This is a genomic window from Streptomyces sp. NPDC048270 (genome assembly GCF_040652335.1).
Lineage (GTDB): Bacteria > Actinomycetota > Actinomycetes > Streptomycetales > Streptomycetaceae > Streptomyces.
The window spans coordinates 351,982-371,512 of sequence record NZ_JBEZLV010000003.1; the positions used below are offsets into that span (position 1 = coordinate 351,982).

16 protein-coding genes are annotated in these 19,531 nt (G+C 73.8%); 9 read left to right on the plus strand and 7 right to left on the minus strand.

Features of this window, described 5'->3' with window-relative positions; translation table 11 throughout:
• Positions 1 to 97: 97 nt before the first annotated feature.
• Together AB0D66_RS04855 and AB0D66_RS04860 are read right to left on the minus strand one after the other, a co-directional pair.
• Positions 98 to 694, minus strand: coding sequence for a GNAT family N-acetyltransferase (locus tag AB0D66_RS04855; RefSeq protein ID WP_362296617.1), 597 nt, complete (start codon positions 692 to 694; stop codon positions 98 to 100).
• The gene (locus tag AB0D66_RS04860) at positions 691 to 2,712 is read right to left on the minus strand and encodes a penicillin acylase family protein (protein WP_362296778.1); all 2,022 of its coding nucleotides are present in this window, start codon (positions 2,710 to 2,712) and stop codon (positions 691 to 693) included. Before AB0D66_RS04860 ends, AB0D66_RS04855 begins: the two co-directional genes overlap by 4 nt.
• Positions 2,713 to 2,883: 171 nt before the next feature.
• Here AB0D66_RS04860 and AB0D66_RS04865 point away from each other — a divergent pair, with 171 nt between their 5' ends.
• Positions 2,884 to 3,618 (plus strand): siderophore-interacting protein, encoded by a 735-nt coding sequence (locus AB0D66_RS04865; RefSeq protein WP_362296620.1) that lies wholly within the window; start codon positions 2,884 to 2,886, stop codon positions 3,616 to 3,618.
• 128 nt (positions 3,619 to 3,746) lie between these two features.
• On the opposite strand, the gene AB0D66_RS04870 is transcribed toward AB0D66_RS04865, so the two are convergent.
• The gene (locus AB0D66_RS04870) at positions 3,747 to 4,256 is read right to left on the minus strand and encodes a DinB family protein (protein WP_362296623.1); all 510 of its coding nucleotides are present in this window, start codon (positions 4,254 to 4,256) and stop codon (positions 3,747 to 3,749) included.
• An 83-nt stretch (positions 4,257 to 4,339) separates the two neighbouring features.
• Positions 4,340 to 5,134 carry a GNAT family N-acetyltransferase gene (locus tag AB0D66_RS04875; protein WP_362296781.1) on the minus strand — a complete coding sequence of 265 codons (795 nt, stop codon included), beginning with the start codon at positions 5,132 to 5,134 and terminating at the stop codon, positions 4,340 to 4,342.
• A gap of 61 nt (positions 5,135 to 5,195) precedes the next feature.
• Here AB0D66_RS04875 and AB0D66_RS04880 point away from each other — a divergent pair, with 61 nt between their 5' ends.
• The 6 genes from AB0D66_RS04880 (at position 5,196) to AB0D66_RS04905 (ending at position 12,768) form a co-directional block, all read left to right on the plus strand.
• Positions 5,196 to 5,630, plus strand: a complete 435-nt coding sequence (locus AB0D66_RS04880) for a signal peptidase I (protein WP_362296626.1) — start codon at positions 5,196 to 5,198, stop codon at positions 5,628 to 5,630.
• 206 nt (positions 5,631 to 5,836) lie between these two features.
• Positions 5,837 to 8,077, plus strand: coding sequence for an MMPL family transporter (locus AB0D66_RS04885; RefSeq protein WP_362296630.1), 2,241 nt, complete (start codon positions 5,837 to 5,839; stop codon positions 8,075 to 8,077).
• 21 nt (positions 8,078 to 8,098) lie between these two features.
• The gene (locus AB0D66_RS04890) at positions 8,099 to 8,653 is read left to right on the plus strand and encodes a GNAT family protein (protein ID WP_362296633.1); all 555 of its coding nucleotides are present in this window, start codon (positions 8,099 to 8,101) and stop codon (positions 8,651 to 8,653) included.
• A 79-nt stretch (positions 8,654 to 8,732) separates the two neighbouring features.
• The gene (locus tag AB0D66_RS04895) at positions 8,733 to 9,290 is read left to right on the plus strand and encodes a hypothetical protein (RefSeq protein WP_362296636.1); all 558 of its coding nucleotides are present in this window, start codon (positions 8,733 to 8,735) and stop codon (positions 9,288 to 9,290) included.
• A 167-nt stretch (positions 9,291 to 9,457) separates the two neighbouring features.
• Complete coding sequence (locus AB0D66_RS04900) at positions 9,458 to 9,625, plus strand: hypothetical protein (RefSeq protein WP_362296639.1); 168 nt, start codon at positions 9,458 to 9,460, stop codon at positions 9,623 to 9,625.
• Between the two features lie 80 nt (positions 9,626 to 9,705).
• Positions 9,706 to 12,768 carry a BREX system ATP-binding domain-containing protein gene (locus AB0D66_RS04905; RefSeq protein ID WP_362296642.1) on the plus strand — a complete coding sequence of 1,021 codons (3,063 nt, stop codon included), beginning with the start codon at positions 9,706 to 9,708 and terminating at the stop codon, positions 12,766 to 12,768.
• Here AB0D66_RS04905 and AB0D66_RS04910 read toward each other — a convergent pair.
• From AB0D66_RS04910 to AB0D66_RS04920, 3 genes are all read right to left on the minus strand, one after another.
• Positions 12,731 to 12,919, minus strand: a complete 189-nt coding sequence (locus AB0D66_RS04910) for a DUF6191 domain-containing protein (protein WP_362296645.1) — start codon at positions 12,917 to 12,919, stop codon at positions 12,731 to 12,733. The genes AB0D66_RS04905 and AB0D66_RS04910 overlap by 38 nt on opposite strands.
• A 36-nt stretch (positions 12,920 to 12,955) precedes the next feature.
• Positions 12,956 to 14,191, minus strand: a complete 1,236-nt coding sequence (locus AB0D66_RS04915) for a PQQ-dependent sugar dehydrogenase (protein WP_362296648.1) — start codon at positions 14,189 to 14,191, stop codon at positions 12,956 to 12,958.
• A 117-nt stretch (positions 14,192 to 14,308) separates the two neighbouring features.
• Entirely contained in the window at positions 14,309 to 15,316 is a 1,008-nt protein-coding gene (locus tag AB0D66_RS04920) for an aldo/keto reductase (RefSeq protein WP_362296651.1), read from the minus strand.
• Positions 15,317 to 15,391: 75 nt separating this feature from the next.
• Here AB0D66_RS04920 and AB0D66_RS04925 point away from each other — a divergent pair, with 75 nt between their 5' ends.
• Together AB0D66_RS04925 and AB0D66_RS04930 are read left to right on the plus strand one after the other, a co-directional pair.
• A complete protein-coding gene (locus AB0D66_RS04925) occupies positions 15,392 to 16,339 on the plus strand; it encodes a 2-hydroxyacid dehydrogenase (RefSeq protein ID WP_362296654.1) in 948 nt (315 codons plus the stop codon).
• A gap of 350 nt (positions 16,340 to 16,689) precedes the next feature.
• Entirely contained in the window at positions 16,690 to 19,524 is a 2,835-nt protein-coding gene (locus AB0D66_RS04930; RefSeq protein ID WP_362296784.1) for an EAL domain-containing protein, read from the plus strand.
• Positions 19,525 to 19,531 lie beyond the last annotated feature (7 nt).

The following is a 19,531-nucleotide window of genomic DNA, read 5'->3' on the forward strand; positions in this document are numbered from 1 at the left end:
CCCCTTCGCACGTGCGGCTCCTGCTCCGCCGAGGCGAGGACGAGACCGCCGCCCGGCCGGCCCGGACCTCGCGAGCCGCGGCCGGCCGTGCCCGCGGTCAGACCGCGGCCGGCGTGGCCCGCGGGTCGTAGACGGTCAGGCGGGCCTTCTTCGCCGGCAGGTAGACCTCGGGCAGGTCGATCTCCGGGAGTTCGATCTCGGGGCCGAGCACGAAGCCGCTCCGCACGAGGCGGGTGATGGCCTTCTCGTTGAGGGCGTCCGGCTCGGCGACGACGCGCCTGGTGGTGCCGTCGGAGAAGACGAAGGCGAGGAAGGCGGTCATCAGGGCCGCGCTGAAACCGCGTTCGGGGGCGGCGTCGCCGGGGGCGATCAGCAGGTGCATGCCGGTGTCCCCGGGCTGGACCTCGTAGCACTCGCAGACGCGGTCCTCGGCGCAGTCGTACGTCTGGAACAGGCCGGCCGGCACCCCCTCGCGGGCCAGGATGAACGCGTGGTGCGTGGTCCGGCGGTCGACGTCCTCGTAGATCTCCTGGACGAGTTCGCGGCTGGCCCCGCCCATGCCCCAGAAGCGGGCCCGCTCCTGCGTGACCCAGCTGTGGATCAGGGCGGAGTCGGCGGCCGGGTCGACGGGGGTGACGGTGACCGTGCCGAAGCCCTCGACGAGGTGGCTGTACACGGGCTCGGTGGAGGTCATGCGGATTCCTTGGTGAGATGGGTCCAGTCGGTGACGACGGGGACGAGTTCGCAGCGTGCCCAGAGGGGCAGCTGGTCGCGGTGGTGGGGTGCGCCGGGGACGCCGTCGGCGCCCAGCGGGACCGCCCAGAGGCTGTCCTCGCGGCGGGCCAGGTCCCAGACGTAGCGGGCCGCCGACGCGCGGGCGGTGAGGTCGGTGAAGCCGGGGACGGAGGAGGTGGCGTTCACGCAGTCGTGGTCGCCGCCGAGGCCGGGCCACTCGGCCTCCGGGTCGGGCAGCGCCGACCAGGGGGCGAGGCGGTGGACCTGTGACCAGGGGGCCTCGGGGGCGCCGGCCGCGGCCGTCTGCTCCAGGGCGGCCCGCACGTGCGCGGCGCGGTCGAGCCCGGGCAGGAGGGAGGTGGTGAGCAGGCCTTCGAGCGCGTAGCCGATCCGGGGGACCAGGTACAGCCAGGGGTGGAACACCTCCGGGCCGGTGGGGGCGCCGGCCAGGTCCGCGAAGACGGGGTCGCCGGCGAGGGCGCGTACGGTCGCGGTGCGGAAGGCCGAGAAGACGGTGGCGTCGGTGCTGTCGGCCGCCATCCGCCGGTCCCACGCCAGCAGCCGGGCGCGCAGGTCCGCCGCGGCGGGGGACAGCCCGTCGAGCGCCGGCAGCAGGGCGAGCAGCGGTTCGGCGGAGGCCAGGTGGGTGTCCGCGTGTACGTCGGCCATCGCCTTCGGCGACCAGTCGGCGGAGCCGCTGAGCAGTTCCCGGATGCGGTTGGCGCGGTGCGGGGGCGCGAACTCCACGCCCAGCGGGGAGGCGATGCCGCGGGCGTTCGCCATGACGGCGAAGCCCTGCACGGGCTCGGCGGGGGTCTCGGCCCAGCCCTGCCAGTCGTGGCCCCGGTCCCACGCGGGCACCGGGCGCAGCCGGTTGGCGCTGTCGCGCAGCGGCACGGCGCCCGCGACGCGGTGCAGCAGGCCGCCCTCGGAGTCGGCGGCGTGCACGACGTTGACGGGCTCCGCCCAGCCGTCGAAGGCGCGGTCGATGTCGGCGACGGTGCGGGCGCGCAGCAGGGCGGGCAGGGCGGCGAAGCCGAGGTCCTCGCGGACGCGGGGCGGGTAGCGCAGCGAGAGCGTCCGGCCGCCCTCGTTGACGATGACCGGGCCGCGGGCGGTCTCCAGGACCTCGACCTCGACGGTGCTCCCGGGCGCGCCCTCGCCGCCCGCCACGGTGATGGTCTCGGTGTGCCGGGCGACCGCCTCCCAGACGCCGTCCGGGCCGAGCGCCTCGAGACCGGGCCCCTCGCCGCGCAACTCCTCCGTGTACAGGTCCTGGTAGTCGGCCATGGCGTTGGTGATGGCCCAGGCGGCGGAGCCGGTGTGGCCGAAGTGGGCGAGGCCGGGGACGCCGGGGACGGCCAGGCCGAGGACGTCGTACTCCGGGCAGGAGAGACGTATCTGCTGGTAGACGCCCGGGTCCTCGATGAAGCGGTGCGGGTCGCCCGCGATGATCGCCGCACCGGTGGCGGTGCGGTCGCCCGGAACCAGCCAGCCGTTGCTGCCGGCCGTGCCGGGGCCGTCGGTGGCGAAGAGGGTGACCGCGTCCTCGCCCAGGGCGCGGGCCACCCGGTCGCGCCACAGCTTGGTGGCGAAGCCGGCGAACAGGATGTGCGTGGCGGTCCAGACCGCCAGCGGGACCCAGGGCTCCCAGGGCGCGGGGGTCAGGCCGGTGCGCGCGAAGCGCTCGTCGCGGGCGGCTCCGGCGCCGAGCCCGGCGTTGACGCCGTCGACGTACGCGCGCACCCAGGCGGCGGTCGCGGGGTCCAGGGCCTCGTAGCAGCGGCGGGCGGTGTCGTCGATCCGGCTCTGGCGGGCGAACCGGTCCCAGGCCACGCACTCCGCGCCGAGGAAGGAGGCGCTGGAGCCCTGGGCGCGGTGGCGTTCGACCTCCAGCTGCCAGGCGCGGTCGAGGGCGGTGACGCGGCCTTGGGCGTGGGCGAGGGCGAGGGCGTCCGCGGCGCGAAGGTGGGGGATGCCCCAGGGGTCGCGGAAGACCTCGTGGCTCCCGTACGCCCCGCGGGCCTCGTGGGCGCCGCCGGCTGCCCGGTCGTTGCTGCTCTCGCTGCTCACACTGCTCACACTCTTCCCCATAGTGCATTAGGTTAGGCTGGCCTAACTATAAGGGTGTCGGGGGAGGGGCTGGACATGGCGGTCGGCAAAGGCTGGGAGGGCGTGGTCCTCAAGCTGTTCCGGGGCAAGGACTTCACCTTCACGGTGACGGGGGCGCAGGACGTCACGGAGCACTACCGCCGGGTGTCCTTCACGGACGGCGGGCTGCTGGCCGCCGCCGGTGAGTCGCTGCACCCGACGATGTGGGTGCGCGTGTGGTTCGAGGGCGGGGGCAAGCCGCACCAGCGCGCCTACACGCTGGTGGACCCGGATCCGGAAGCGGGCACCTTCTGCTTCGAGTTCGCCCTGCACGACGGCGTCGCCAGCGACTGGGCGCGCACGGCCAAGCCCGGGGACACCGTCGAAGCCACCGTGCAGGGGACCGGGTTCACCGCTCCGGACCCGGCCCCGGAGCGGCTGCTCGTCATCGGGGACGCGGCCTCCCTCCCCGCGATCAACTCCCTGCTGGACGCCTACCCGCGGACCCCGGCGACGGTCTGGTTCGAGACGCAGCACGACTCGGACGCCGATCTGCCGCTGCGGGAGCACGCGGACCGGCACGACGTGCGCCGGGTGGTGCGGGCCGGGACGGCGCTGGCCGACCGGGTCCGGGCCGAGCTGCCGGAGCTGGTCGGCTCCGACCCGGCGGCGGCGTACGTCTGGCTGGCCTGCGACACCGCCACGACCCGCTCGCTGACGGCGTACCTGCGCAAGGAACTCGCCCTGCTCAGGCAGCGGGTGAACGCGCTGGGCTACTGGCGCGCGGCCTGAGCCCGGGCTCCGCCTCCCGGTCGGCGTTCCGGTCGGCGGCGTTCCGGGGGCGGGGGCGGTGCGGCGGCGTTCGGGGGGCGGTGTTCCGGCGGGGCCCGCGCTGGACGCCCCGGCGGGCGGCTCCCGGCTCAGGCGCCCGTGACCCCGTCGATGCCCTCGCGGAGGAAGTCGGCGTGGCCGTTGTGCCGGGCGTACTCGTGGATGAGGTGGAGCATCAGCATGCGCAGCGAGGCCTCCTTCTCCCAGCGCGGCACGAAGGCCGTCACGTCGAGCGTGGCGGCGGCGGCCTCGATGCGGCGGGAATGGGCCACCTCCGCCTCCCAGGCGCCGAACGCCTCGGCGCGATCGGAGCCGGAGGTGTCGTAGGCGGCCTGGAAGTCGTGGCTGTCCGACCACAGGTGCGGCAGCTCCTCGCCGTTCAGCACGCGGCGGAACCAGTGCCGCTCGACCTCGGCCATGTGCCGGACCAGCCCCAGCAGCGACAGGGTGGACGGCGGCATCGAGGTGCGGCGCAGCTGTTCGTCGGTGAGGTCCTGGCACTTCCAGGCGAGGGTGGCCCGGTGGTAGTCGAGGTAGGCACGGAGGGTCTCGCGCTCGTCGCCGGTCAGGGGCGGGATGATCCGTTCGATGCGTTCCATACGGTCGATCCTGCCCGCGGCCCCCGAGTCCGGGGAAGCCGTTTCCGGCCAGAACGCCACCCCGTGCACCCGCAGGCCGGCCCCTAGCCCCTGGACCAGACGTAAGGGGTGGTCACCCCCAGCACGGCGAAGCCGAGCCGCTCCAGGATCGGGCGGCTGTCCGCCGACGCGTCCACCTGGAGGTAGGGGATGCCGAGCTCCGCCGCCACCCGGGCCCGGTGGGCCACCAGCAGGCGGTAGATGCCGCGGCCGCGCCACCGCGGGTCGGTACCGCCGCCCCAGAGCCCGGCGAAGGGCGTACCCGGCCGCATCTCCATCCGGGCCGCGCTGACCGGGGTCCCGCCCGCCATCGCCACGACGGCCGCGAGGGAGTCCGGCTGCTCGCGCAGCAGGCTCAGCATCTGCTCCCGGATCTGCGGCCGCTCGGTGCCGAAGGCCCGCGCGTGGACGTCCATCATCAGGTCCACCCCCGCCTCGTCGGTCACCACCCGAAGGGTGACGCCCTCGGGCGGATCCACCGGCAGCCCGGCGAGGTCGGCCGTCCTGCCCACCATCAGCGTCTCGGGGGGCTCCGGGACGAACCCCGCCGCCCGCAGCCGGGCGCCCAGGTCCGCGGGCCGGTCGTGGTCGTACAGCTTCCACTCGAACTCGGACGTCCCCAGCCGCGCGAAGTGCGCGACCTGCGCCGCGATCTCCGCGTCCGCCGTCTCCTCGTCGAGGTCCGACCACAGCACACCGTTCCAGCCCGGGCCGGGCACCGTCTGGCGGACGACCGTGCCGGTGCGCTCCACCCGGGCCTGCGCCATGTCCGGCTCGGCGCCGCGGCGCATCCGGGCGTCGTACGCGGCCCGCACCGTCCTGAGTTCCTCGTGATCCATGCTCATCGCCCCAGCTGACCAGTGTCCGGACGGGCCGCACAACTGCATTAGCCTCACCCCCGTGAACGACGACTCCACCATCTACACCGGCAAGGCCACCCCCGACGCGGCCGCCGACCGGGGCTGGCTCCTCGGCCACTTCAAGGACCCCTCCGATCCCCGCCACAGCGAGGACGTGGAGATCAAGTGGGGAGTCCACCCGAAGGGCGACGCGCGGGAACGCTGGGCCACCGCGGAGAAGCGCACCGCCCTGCTGGTGCTGATCAGCGGCCGCTTCCGGCTGGAGTTCCCCGGGCGCACCGTCGTCCTCTCCGAGCAGGGTGACTACGTGCTCTGGGGACGGGGCGTCGACCACTCCTGGTATGCGGAGGAGGACGCCGTGGTCCTCACCGTCAGATGGCCCTCGATCCCCGGCTACCGGGTCGACGAGCCCGACGACCGGACCGACGGCCAGGGCCACGACCGGCGCGAGTCCTTTGGCCAGACCTCGCGGTGACCAAGGTCCCGCACCTCCCGGCCCCCCTGTGACGATGCACACGAAAGGGGCCAACGATCACGAAACGCTGAGATCGTTGAGGTGTAGACCATCATGGCCGGGACCCCGGGGCGACCCCTCGGATCCCGGCCGCCTTCACGAGTTCACGCGTTCTTTGCGACGGGCTGTCTCCCGGTAAAGATCCGACCCCTCAGGGAGCACGTCCGTTGGCAGCGCTCGCACGGTGGTGCATGCGGCACCGACTCCTCGCCGTCATGATCTGGCTGCTCGCCCTCGGGGGGACCGCGGCGGCCGCGGTCACCGCCGGATCGGCGTTCTCCAACGACTACGAGGTCCCCGGCACCGAGTCCGGCAAGGCGCACGACCTGCTCCGCGCGGGCTTCCACGGCCAGGGCGGAGACACCGACACCATCGTGTGGCGGGCCCCCGAGCAGCAGAACGTCCGAACCCCCGGCGTCGAGCAGCGCATGACCCGCGCGCTCGACGCCGTCGCCGTGCTCCCCGGCGTCGGATCGGTCGCCGGCCCCTACGGCCCGGGCCCCGACAGTGCCGCCCGGATCAGCGCCGACGGCCGCACCGCCTATGCCGTGGTGACCTTCGACCGCCCGGCCGACGCCGTGCCCAAGGCCCAGGCCAAGGCCGTCGTGGACGCGGCGAAGAACCCGGGCACCGAGGCCGACGGCCTCCAGGTCGAACTCGGCGGCCGCGCCATCGCGCTGACCGAGGCCCCCACCGCCCACCTCGCCGAGGCCATCGGCGTCGCCGTCGCGGCCCTCGTCCTCTTCCTCGCCTTCGGCTCGCTCGCCGCCAGCCTGCTGCCCATCGCGACCGCCCTGGTCAGTGTGGGCACCGCCTATTTCGGCATCACCCTGCTCGGCCACGCGATGCCCGTCGCCGACTTCGCCCCCATGCTCGGCACCCTCGTCGGCCTCGGCGTCGGCATCGACTACGCGCTGTTCATCGTCACCCGCCACCGCAAGGGCCTGGCCCGCGGGCTGCCCGTCGAGGAGGCCGCGGAGAACGCCGTCGCCACCACCGGCCGGGCCGTCGTCTTCGCCGGAGCCACCGTCTGCATCGCGCTGCTCGGCATGCTGGTGCTGCGGCTGAACTTCCTGGACGGCGTCGCGATAGCGGCCTCCGTGACGGTGGTCCTCACGGTCGCCGCCTCGGTCACGCTGCTGCCCGCCCTCCTCTCCTGCATCGGCACCCGCGCCCTGTCGCGGCGCGAGCGCCGCAGGCTCGCAGCCGAGGGCCCGCGCCCCGAGCACACCACCGGCTTCGCCGCCCGCTGGTCCGCCTTCGTGGAACGCCGCCCCAAGCTGCTCGGCGTCATCGCCACCGCGGTCATGGCGGTGCTGGCCCTGCCCACGCTCTCCCTCCACCTCGGCACCTCCGACCAGGGCAACAACCCGGCCGCCTCCACCACCCGGCAGGCCTACGACCTGCTGGCGCAAGGATTCGGGCCCGGCACGAACGGCCCGCTCACCGTCGTCGCCCGCCTCGACGGCGCGGGCGACCGGCTTGCCGTGGACCGGCTGGCCGAAGCACTCCGCACCACCGAGGGCGTCGCCGCCACCGGCCCGGCGGTCCTCAACCGGAGCGGGGACACCGCCGTCCTCACCGTCGTACCCGACTCCGCCCCCCAGTCCCGGGCCACGAGCGACCTCGTCGACCGGCTGCGCGAGGACGTCATCCCGCGCGCCGCGCACGACAACTCCATGGAGGTCCACGTCGGCGGCGTGACGGCCGGCTACGACGACTTCGCCGAGGTCATCGTCGGCAAGCTGCCGCTCTTCGTCGCCGTGGTCGTCGCCCTCGGCTGCGTCCTCCTGCTGCTCGCCTTCCGGTCCATCGGCATCCCGCTCAAGGCGGCCGCCATGAACATCGCCGCCGTCGCCTCCTCCTTCGGCGTCGTCGTGGCGATCTTCCAGTGGGGCTGGGGCAGCGAACTGCTGGGCCTCGGCAGTGCCGGGCCCATCGAACCCTTCCTGCCCGTGATCATGGTCTCCGTCCTGTTCGGACTGTCGATGGACTACCAGGTCTTCCTCGTCAGCCGGATGTACGAGGAGTGGCTGGAGACCGGCGACAACCGGCGGGCCGTCCGCGTGGGGCTCGCCGAGACCAGCCGGGTCATCAACTCGGCCGCCGTCATCATGATCGCGGTCTTCCTGGCCTTCGTCCTCAGCGGCGACCGGATCATCGCGATGTTCGGGATCGCGCTCGCCGCCGCCGTGGCCCTCGACGCCTTCGTACTGCGCACCCTGCTCGTCCCGGCCCTGATGCACATGCTCGGCGGCGCCAACTGGTGGCTGCCCGCCTGGCTCGACCGCAGGCTGCCCCGGATCAGCATCGAGCCCCCGGACCGCGGCCCGCATGCGAAACTTCCGGCACAGCGGCCGAGCGGAGACAGCGCGGAGCCGGCTGACCCCGTATCCGTGTCCCGCTGACCAGCCGTAAGGACTCCACGCATGTTCGCGATAGACCTGGCCGAAGACGCCCAGCTGAAGCCGCTGGAGGTGTGGCACGCCGAGGAGTTCCTCGCCCACATGGACCGCGGCCGCGAGTTCATCGGCCAGTTCGTCGGCTTCCCCGACCGCGCCACCGACCTGGACTCGGCGCGCGAGCTGCTCCGTACCAACGCCGAGAAGGCCGCGAACGACGGCACCCGCTTCTTCGGCATCTGGGTCGAGGGCACGCTCGTCGGCGGAGTGCTCTACCCGGCCTTCGACGCCGCCTCCGGCAATTGCGAGGTCGGCTGCTGGCTGGAGCCCGCCGCCGCCGGGCGCGGCCTGGTCACCGCCGCCTGCCGGGTGCTCATCGACTGGGCCTTCGAGGGGCGCGGCATGCACCGCGTGGAGTGGCACGTCGCCACCGGGAACAAGAAGAGCATCGCGGTCGCCGAGCGCCTCGGCCTGACCCGCGAGGGCGTCATGCGCGAGAACCACCTGCACCGGGGCGTGCGCCAGAGCACCGAGATCTGGGCCGTCCTCGCCCACGAGTGGGCCGCCGCCCGCCCCGCCTGAGACCTGACCGGGCCCCGCCCCGGCGGGGCCCGCCGCATTTCTCATGAGACTCTCAGACAGGCCGCCTACGGTGCCCCGCATGGACACCACGAAGACCCCCGCCCCGAACGCCCCCGAGGCGGACGCCACCCCCGTCGACCTCGAGAAGGCCGAGACCCCCCAGCCCGCCGAGGCCGACGACGCGCTCACCGACGGGGACCTGGACGACGACACGTTCGACGAGGACCAGGACGCGCAGCCGAGCCACGTCGGAGCCGCCGCCTCCGCGATCGTCGCCGCGGGTCTGTCCGTCGTCGCCCTCAGCGGCAGCTGGGTCGCCGGCATCGTGTCCGAGCGCAGGAGCATCACCGGCCGCCTCGAGCTGTCCCAGGCCGCCGACGCCAACGCGCAGATCGCGGCCCAGTTCGTCGGCCCGTGGCACGCCACCGCCCTGGTGAACGGCATCTTCTCCACCGTCGCCCTGATCATCGCCGTCTTCGTGCTGGCCCTGCCCGCCTTCGCCTCCCCCGAGCGCACCCTCCCCACCTGGGTGCGGTCCGTCTCCTGGGCGGGCATCGCCCTGGGCGCCCTCGGCATCCTGCTCTTCGTCCTCATGTACTTCGACCTCCTCCTCGCCATCCCGAAGGCCGCCGGCTAGGCACTGCCTTAGGTCTCCTGAGCCCGTCCGCGGGACCCGCGGCCCCGGCCTAAGGCCCCCTGCCCCCGGCAGATGCGGCATGCGACCGATGTGCCGGTACCCCCTGGGACGCGAAGCTCGGATCACACCGAACGAGGTGCCCGAGCAACGCAACCAGGGAGTACGAGATGTTCGAGTACGAGATCGCAGCCGCCCGCACCGCCGACCTCATCCGCGAGGCCGACGCGTACCGCCTGGCGCGGGAGGCCAAGAAGGCACGCCGCGCCTCCTCGCGGAGCCAGGAGCCCGAAGGGGCGGTGAGAGGACACCGCGGCCGCTTCGCCCGCGCCGCGTGACCCGCGCCGCGACCCGCGTGAACTGACGCGTGATGAGAAGCGCACCGATAACGAGTGCCGCCGGGCCGGACGTCTGTGCGATGCTCGGCGACGTGGAGACCAGATCTGTCAGCCCGGTGTTCGTCGGCCGAGCCGACGAACTGGCCCTGCTCACCGACGCACTGACCCGCGCCGCCGGCGGGGAGCCCCAGGCGATGCTCATCGGGGGAGAGGCCGGGGTCGGCAAGACCCGCCTGACCGAGGAGTTCCTCGGTGAGGCCGCCCGCCGCGGCGCCGTGGTCGCCGTCGGAGGCTGTGTGGAGATCGGGGCGGAGGGACTTCCCTTCGCCCCGTTTTCGACGGCCCTGCGCACCCTGCACCGCGAACTCCCCGAGGAGCTCGCCGCCGCTGCCGCGGGCCAGGAAGGCGAACTCGCCCGGATCCTGCCCGAACTCGGCGAAACCCCCCGCGGCCCCCACGACGAGGAGAGCACCGCCCGGCTGTTCGAACTGACGGCCCGGATGCTGGAACGCCTCGCCGCCGAACGCCTCCTCGTCCTCGTCCTGGAGGACCTGCACTGGGCCGACACCTCCACCCGGCACCTGCTCTCCTACCTCTTCCGCACCCTCGGCAGCGGCCGGCTCGTCGTCGTCGCCACCTACCGCGCCGACGACGTCCACCGCCGCCACCCGCTGCGCCCGCTCCTCGCCGAACTGGACCGGCTGCGCACCGTCCAGCGCATCGAGCTCCCCCGCTTCAACCGGGCCGAAGTACGCCGCCAGCTCGCCGGAATCCTCGCCTCGCAGCCCGAGGAGGACTTCGTCGACTCCGTCTTCGAACGCTCCGACGGCAACGCCTTCTTCGTCGAGGAACTCGTCGCCTCCAGGGCCAGCGGCTGCCGCGCCGGACTCACCGAATCCCTGCGCGACCTGCTCCTCGTCCGCGTCGAGGTCCTGCCGGACGAGGCCCAGCGCGTGGTCCGCATCGTCGCCGAGGGCGGCTCCACCGTCGAGTACCCGCTGCTGCGCGCCGTCGCCGGGCTCACCGAGGACGAGCTGATCGAGGCGCTGCGCGCCGCCGTGGGCGCCAACATCCTGCTCGCCACCACCGACGGCGACGGCTACCGCTTCCGCCACTCGCTCGTCCGCGAGGCCGTGAGCGACGACCTGCTGCCCGGCGAGCGCTCCCGCCTCAACCGCCACTACGCCGAAGCGCTGGAGGCCGACGAGTCCCTGATCCGCGCCGAGGAGCGGGTCATCCGGCTGGCCAACTACTGGTACCAGGCCAACGACCCCGCCAAATCGCTGCCCGCCGTACTCGCCGCCTCCGTGGCCGCCCGCCGCCGGCACGCCTACTCCGAGCAGCTGCGCCTGCTGGAGCGGGCCATGGACCTGTGGGACAGCGCCCCGGAGGACGTCCGAGAGGCACTGCGCCCGGCGGACGACACCGACGTGTACCCGCCGTGCGGCTGCGACCCGGCCAGCACCCCGCTGCAACGGCTCGACCTGCTGGCCGAGGCGACCGTCGCCGCCCGCTACGGCGGCGAGCGGGAACGTGCCCTGAAGATCACCAAGACGGCTCTGAGGACGCTGGAGGACGGCCACGACCCGCTGCGGGCCGCCTGGTTCTGGACCGAGCGCTCCCGGCTGGTGGCCGGCCTCGGCCGCAGCGACGGCTGGGAGGAGATCGCCAAGGCGCAGGAGCTCGTACGGGGTCTGCCCCCGTCCCAGGTGCACGCCGAGGTCCTCGTCCGGGCCGCGGGCTGGGGCATGCTCCACAACCCGGGCCCCGGCAACCTCGAAGCGGCCCAGCGCGCCGTGGCCTACGCGCGGATGGTCGGCGCCGAGGAAGTGGAGCTCAACGCCCGGATCACGGTCGGCTGCCTCCTCACCGACGCCGGTACCGGCGAAGCCGGTTTCACCGAGCTGCGCACGGTCAAGGACCGGGCCACCGAACTCGGCCTGACGATGCTCGCGGGACGTGCGCATATCAACCTCACCTCTCAGCTGGAAAGCATGGGACGGTCGCAGGAAGCGGTGGCGCTGGCCGAGGAGGGAGCGGAACTCGTCGGCCGGTCACGCCTGTTCGACACCGAGGCATGGGTGCGGGGCAACATGGCGGAGAGCCTCTACAGCCTCGGCCGCTGGGACGAGGCCACCGCCGCGGCCCGCCGCACCCTGCTCGTCGGCCAGAGCGCCGCCCCGCGCGGCTCCGCCTCCGCACGGCTGGCCTACCTGGCCCTGGCCCGGGGCGAGCTGACCGAAGCGGCCCACCAGCTCGCCGCCGCCCACAGCCACTTCGGCACCCACGACACCCAGCCCCAGCACCGGATACCGCTCTACCGCCTCGCAATCGGGATCGCCGCGGGGGAGGGCCGGATCGCCGACGTGCGCGCCGAGACGGCCGCCGCGATCGCGTACGGCTTCCCGCTCGGGCAGCACCGTTACGCCTGGCCGCTCCTCCTCGCGGCCGCGACCGCCGAGGCGGACTCCCGGGGCCTGCCCGCCGCCGACGCCGGCCGCGCCGCGGCCCTGGACGTGCTGCGCGCCGCCGCCCGACCGCTCGCCACCCCGGTCCCGGTGTGGACCGCCCACGCCGAGTACCTGCGCGTCGAGCTGCTGCGGGCGGAGGACCGGGACACCGTCGCCGACTGGACCGCCGTGGAGGCGGCCGCCCGCCCGCTGGAGCGCCCGTACCTGCTGGCCCGCGCCCGCCACCGGCTCGCCGAGGCCATGCTGGCCGCCGGCGGCTGCCGTGACGCGGCGGCCGCACTGCTGCGCGACGCCCACGCCACCGCCGGCCGGCTCGGCTCACGCCGGCTGCGTGAGGACCTGGCCCTGCTCGCCCAGCGCGCCCGGCTCCCGCTGACCGCCGACACGCCCCCGGCCCCGCCCGAACCGGAGACCGACCCGGTGGAGGCACTCGGCCTGACCAGCCGCGAGCGGGACGTCCTGCGCCTGGTGGCCGCCGGCAGCACCAACCGCAAGATCGCCGAGGAGCTGTTCATCTCCCCGAAGACGGCGAGCGTCCACGTCTCGAACATCCTGGCCAAGCTGGGCGTCGCCGGCCGCGGCGAGGCGGCCGCCCTCGCCCACAGGCTGAGGCTCTTCGCTCCGCTCGGGCCGCTCAGCCCCCGGCCGGAGGCTGCTCACCGAGGCGTATGAGCACCTGGCCGGAGTCCAGGTCTATCGGCCCCCGTCCCGGGTCCCCGTCATTGACGTCGACCCGGGACAGCTCCAGCCGCTTCTTCTCCTCGTCCGTGTGCTTGCGTCCCGGGTTGAAGAGCTCCTCGATCATGTTGAACACCGCGTCCACCACACCTTCCGCCCCAGCGGGGATTGCCCGTGCCGGTCACCGCACCGTCAGTGTCAGGATCCTGTCGTCGCCCGCTTCCGGCGACCCGCGACCGTCCGTCTCGCTCGTGACCAGCAGCAAGCGGTCCCCTCCGAGCGGCACCACGGTGCGCAGCCGCCCGTACTGCCCCTCCAGGAAGGCCTCGGGCTCGGCCACCGGCTCCGCCCCGGCCAGCGGGATCCTCCACAACCGGTTGCCCTTGAGACCCGCCATCCACACGGACCCCTCGGCCCACGCGATCCCGCTCGGCGAGGCCTCGTCGGTCTTCCACACGGCCACCGGGTCCCGCAGGCCCGGTCTGCCCGCCTTCCCCTCGGCCTGCGGCCAGCCGTAGTTCGCGCCGGGCTCGATCAGGTTCAGCTCGTCCCAGGCCTTCTGGCCGAACTCGGCCGCCCACAGCCGTTTGTCCGCGTCCCACGCGAGCCCCTGCACATTGCGGTGCCCGTAGGAGTAGACGACCGAATCCGGCTCCGGATTGCCGTGCACCGGGTCCCCGTCCGGAGTCATGCGCAGGATCTTGCCGCCCAGCGACTTCTTGTCCTGCGCGAGCCCTGTCTCACCGGTCTCGCCCGTCCCCGCGTAGAGCATCTTGTCCGGGCCGAAGGCGATCCGGCCGCCGTTGTGGACGAGACCCTTGGGGATCCCCCGGAGCACCGTGTCGGGAGCGCCCAGCTGCTGCCCCGCGGGCCGCTGCTCGTCATAGCGCATGCGGGCGATGCGGTTGTCGGACTCCGTCGTGAAGTAGACGTACACCAGCCGGTCCGAGGCGAAGGAAGGGGACAGTGCGAGACCCAGCAGCCCGCCCTCCCCGCCCGGGGCCACCCCGGGCACCTCGCCGATCCGCGTCACCGCGCCCGAGCCCGTCGCGACCCTGCTGATCGTCCCCTTGTCCCGCGAGGCCACCAGCAGGTCCCCGCCGGGCAGCGGGGCCACGCCCCACGGGGACTCCAGGCCCTTGGCGACCTCGCCGGTCACCGTCACCATGCCCTTCGCCGGCGGCGCCGGGGCCTGGGGCGAGGCGGACGCACCGCCCGAGGGGCCGGGTGACCCGGAACCCGCCGCCGTGCCCGGTGGAGAGCCCCCCGGCCCGGCCTTCGGCCCGCCCGCCGGCGAACACCCCGCCGCGAGCAGGGCGCCGCACCCGGCCAGCGCCACCGCCGCCACCACGCCCCTGCGCGGCCCGCCCGCAGCCCCGTACCCCGCCTGCCGTCCGCGCGCACTTCCGTATCGCATGGCCCCGCTCCCTTCCGGTCGTCCGATCCTGCCCTTTCATCAGACTCAACAGCCCCGGCGGTTCCCGAAGTTCCACCACTCGTACACCCGATCGAGTGGTTGTGGCCGCAGGCCCGGTCAGTCCCAGGCTCCCACCGCGACCGGCAGGGCCGCGATCTCGGCCAGATCCCCGGCCGTCAGCCGCACCTCCGCCGCCCGCGCGTTCTCCGCCGCCCACCGCGCCCGGTCGGCCCCCGGCACCGGAACCACCTGCGGACCCTGCGCCAGCACCCAGGCCAGCGCCACCTGCGCGGCCGTGACCCCGGGCCCGTGCCGCCCGGCCACCCGCCGCAGCCCCGCCACCAGCTCCTGGTTCGAGGCCATCGCGTGCGCCGTGAACCGGGGGTGCCGGGCCCGTACGTCCTGCGACTCGAAGCCCTCGCCCGGCGTGAGCGTCCCGGTCAGGAACCCGCTGCCCAGCGGCATCGCCGCCAGGAACCCCACCCCGCGCGCCGCACACCACGGCAGCAGCTGCCACGCCGCCTCCGGCGACCACACCGACAGCTCCGCCTGCACCGCGCTCACCGGGAACACCTGCTGCGCCCGCTCCAGGTGCCGCACGGTCGTCCCGTACGCCCGGTCCCCGCGCCGCCCGGCCCCCGGCCCGGCTCCGGCCCCCAGCGCGCAGAACCCGAGCGCCCGCACCTTCCCCGCGCCCACCAGCTCCGCCATCGCGCCCCAGGTCTCCTCCACCGGCACGTCCGGATCCACCCGGTGCAACTGGTAGAGGTCTATGACATCGGTCCGCAGCCGCCGCAGGGTCGCGTCGCAGGCCCGCCGCAGATAGCCCGGCCGCCCGTCGGCCACCACGTGCTGGTCACCCGCCCGCAGCCCGACCTTGGCCGAGACGAAGGCCTCCGACCGCCGCTCCGCCAGCACCCGCCCCAGCAGCAGCTCATTGGTGAACGGCCCGTACAGATCGGCCGTGTCCAGCAGGTTCGACCCCAGGTCCAGCGCCGTGTGCACCGCCGCCAGCGACTCCTGCCCCCGCCGCCGCGAAGGCGCGTACGCCCAGCTCATCGGCATACAGCCGAGCCCGACGGCGCCCACCGCCAGCGCCCCCGCCCCGATCGACCTGCGCTCCACCCCTGAGTCCCCCTCCCGGTCCGGCACCAACCTAGCCAACGGCCTGATCCGAACGCCTGGCATAGCCTGCTGATCATGACTGTAAAGACCCGTGACGTCTGGCTCCCGTTCCCCGCCGAGGAGATCCACGGCCTGCCCGAGTCCTTCACGTACCGCCACTGGGACGGTGAGGACGCCTTCCCGGCCGATCCGGCCGACTGCGTCTTCTACGCCACCCCCTACATGAAGTCCCCCGCGGTCACCGTGCGCCCGCTGGCCGCCATGCCCGCCCTCCAGGTCGTCCAGACCCTCACCGCGGGCACGGACCACATCCTCGGCGGCCTCGGCAGCCTGCGGCCCGGGGTGCGCCTGTGCAACGCGGCCGGGGTGCACACCGCGAGCACCGCCGAGCTCGCCCTCGCCCTGACCCTCGCCTCCCTGCGCGGCATCCCCGGCATGGTCCGCGGCCAGGACCGCGAGGAATGGCGGTTCGGGGTCTACGACGCCCTCGCCGACAAGTCCGTACTGATCGTCGGCTACGGGTCGATCGGCTCGGCCGTCGAGGACCGGCTCGCGCCCTTCGAGTGCGAGCGGATCACACGCGTCGCCCGCTCCGCGCGCACCGCACCGCGCGGACCCGTCCACGCCCTGGCAGACCTGCCCGAACTCCTGCCCGGCGCCGACGTGGTGATCCTGACGACCCCGCTCGACGACACCACCCGCGGGCTGGCCGGAGCCGGGTTCCTCGGTCGCATGAAGGACGGCGCCCTGCTGGTGAACGTCGCCCGCGGGCCCGTCGTCGACACCAAGTCCCTGCTCGCCGAGGTCGAGTCGGGCCGGCTGCGCGCCGCGCTCGACGTGACCGACCCGGAACCGCTGCCCGCCGGCCACCCCCTCTGGCACGCGCCGAACGTCCTGCTCACGCCTCATGTCGGCGGCAGCAGCACGGCTTTCGAGCCACGGGCCAAGCGCATGCTGGCGCGCCAGCTCACCCGGTTCGCCGCCGGAGAGCCCGTGGAGCACACGGTGCTGATCACCACCTGACCCCCTCCGTGCGCACGCTCCGCTGTCGTCCGGGTGCGCTCGGTGGACACAACTCCCCGCTTGGTAACGGAGCGTAGAGAAGCTATGTCGCTGAGTGACGAAAGTGGTGTATCGTCCGGAAGAAGGGGCTGCGCCAGGAACGTCTGGCGCTGGGGAGTGATCGGACACTTTGGGGGGCGACGGGCGATGCACGGCCGATGGACGAAGGATCCGACGTGGCAGAGCCGCCGGAGGCGACGTTGCCGAAACTGGGCTGCACCGGAACCAGCGGGCGAGGGGGACCGGTGAGCGCCCAGGGGGCGGCGCTCCTGAACCGGCCGTCCCTCTCGGGCGGAGGCAGGGGCCTGGCCATGCAGCTGCTCCTCGCCCTGGTCAGCGGGGGATACGCCGTCGGCGCCGCCCTCAACTGGGGATCGGAGGAAGTCGCCGAGATCATGGGTGACTTCGGGCTCAGTGCGGCCGGCTTACTCGCCGCGGTCTCCTGCTACTCCTACGCGCGGGCGATCGACAGCCGTGAGCGCCCCGCCTGGCTGCTCTTCGCCTTCTCCTCCCTCATGGGAGCCTCCGGCAACGCGGTCTGGGGCTGGTACGAGGTGATCCTCGGCCAGGACGTGCCGAAGCCCTCGCTGGCCGACTTCGCCTTCCTGTGCTTCGCGCCGCCCGCCATCGTGGGCCTGCTCGTCCTCGCCAAGCGCCCGGTCACCCGGGCCGGCTGGGTCTGCCTCGGGCTCGACTCCTGGCTCATCGGCGGCTCCCTGCTCACCCTCTCCTGGAGCCTGGCGCTGGCCCACGCGGCGCGGACCGCCCAGTCCGGCGCCCCCGGCAGCGTCCCGCGCGCCGCCCTCTCCCTCGCCTATCCGCTCCTGGACATCGCGCTGGTCTCGATGGTCCTGGTCCTGCACTTCCGGCGCTCCGAGACCAACCGCTCCGCCGTCAACACCGCCATCGCCGCGCTCGCCCTGACCGTGCTCAGCGACGCCCTGTTCACCTCGCCGCTACTCAGCGCCGAGTACCAGTCCGGCCAGCTGCTCGACGCCGGCTGGTTCGCCGGCTCGCTGCTGCTCGCGTACGCGCCCTGGGGCGCCCGGCGGCTCCATCCCGGGCCGGAGCCCGCCGGCGCCCGGCGCGTCGAGCGGCCGCACAGCCGCCCCATCACCGGATCGCTGCCCGCCCTCACCCCGTACCTCGCGGCCGCGGTCTGCACCCTGGGCATCCTCTACAACGTCGTGGACGGCCGGAAGGTCGACCGCATGGTCGTCTTCACCGGCTGCACGGTCGTGCTCGCCCTCGTCATCCGCCAGGGCATCATGCTCCTCGACAACATCGCGCTGACGCAGGAACTGGCCCAGAAGGAGAACCACTTCCGCTCCCTGGTCCAGGGCTCCAGCGACGTCATCATGATCGCCGCGCCCACCGGCACCCTGCGGTACGTGAGCCCGGCCGCGGCCGGGGTCTACGGCCGCGAGGCCGAGGAACTGGTCGGCACCGAGCTCGCGACCCTGATCCATCCCGACGACCTCGGCAGGGTGGTCCACGAGGTGCGCCGCTTCCTGGCCGCTCCGCCGACCGAGGAGCCCACCACCCGCATCGAGTGCCGCTTCAAATCGGGCGGCGGCGAGTGGCTCAACGTGGAGTCGACCGTCAACCGGCACCAGGGCGGGCTCATCCTCAACAGCCGGGACGTGACCGAACGGGTCCGCCTCCAGGCGCAGCTCCAGCACAGCGCCGAACACGATCCGCTGACCGACCTGCCCAACCGGGCCCTGTTCACCCGCCGCGTCCGCCAGGCCCTGACCGGCCGGCGCGCGGGCGACCACAGCTCGGCCGTGTTGTTCATCGACCTCGACGGCTTCAAGGCGGTCAACGACACCATCGGCCACCAGGCCGGCGACGAGCTGCTCATCGAGGCCGCCCGCAGGCTCCAGGACTCGGTCCGCGCCGGGGACACCGCGGCCCGCCTCGGCGGGGACGAGTTCGCCGCCCTGATCCTGGGCGACGGCAGCCGCGACCGCAGCGCCCGGGAGTACCAGGTGCACGAGATCGCCGACCGGCTGCGCACCACGCTCTCCCAGCCCTACCGGATCGCGGGCAGCGAGGTCCGGGTCGCCGCGAGCATCGGCGTGGCCTTCGCCGACCCCGGCATCACCCCTTCGGACCTGATGCGCAACGCGGATCTCGCGATGTACCGCGCCAAGGCGGGCGGCAAGGACCGGGTCGAGCTGTACGCCCCGCAGATGCAGGCGGAGGTCGTCCGGAAGGCCGAGCTGGCGGGGCGGCTGCGGACCGCGCTGCACGAGGGGGAGTTCGCCCTGCTGCACCAGCCCGTGGTCTCACTGGCCACCGGCGAGGTCTCCGCCGTGGCCGCGCAGGCCCGCTGGCGCTCGGCCCAGGGCATCCTCTTCACCCCGGCGGAGTTCCTCCGGGTGGCCGAGTACAGCGAGGGCTCCGCCGCGGCCGCGGACACCCCTGCCGGCTTCCCCGCCGGGACCAGTGCCCGCAGCGCGGAGCTCGGGCGCTGGCTGCTGGAGCAGGCCGTGGAGCAGGCCGCCGACCGGCACCGGGCCGGACACGACGTACCCGTGGCCGTCCGGATGACCGCCCAGCGGCTACTCGACCGTGCCGTGCCCCTCGGCTCCGTGGAGGCGCTGCTGACCCGGCACGGGCTGCCCTCCGGAGCCCTGGTCCTGGAGCTCGCCGTATCCGACCCCCGCGTGCCCTTCGACGATCTGGAACGCCGCCTGACCGCCCTGCACCGGCTCGGAGTGGGGATCGCGCTGGACGGCTTCGGCAGTGGCTACGCGGCCATCAGCGCGCTGCGGCGCCTTCCGGTGGACGTCCTGAAACTGGACCGGGGCCTGGTGGAGGGCGTCGTCGAGTCCGCCCGGCTCCACAAGATCACCGCCGGTTTGTTGCGGATCGCAAACGACCTGGGCATGCAATCGGTGGCCGACGGGGTGGACCTGCCCGAGCAGGTCATGGCCCTGCGCGCCATGGGGTGCACGCACGGCCAGGGAATGGCCTTCTCCGGCCCGCTCGACGAATACAGGCTGCGGCGTGCGCTCGTGCGCGGTACGTTCCCAGTACCGGGTGGTGCGGTCCAGCCCGCCCTGGCCGGTGGTTCGTCCGGGGGATCGATGGCCATCCGCAGAGGCTCACATAATGAGACGCCCGTCCCACCTACTTGACATCACC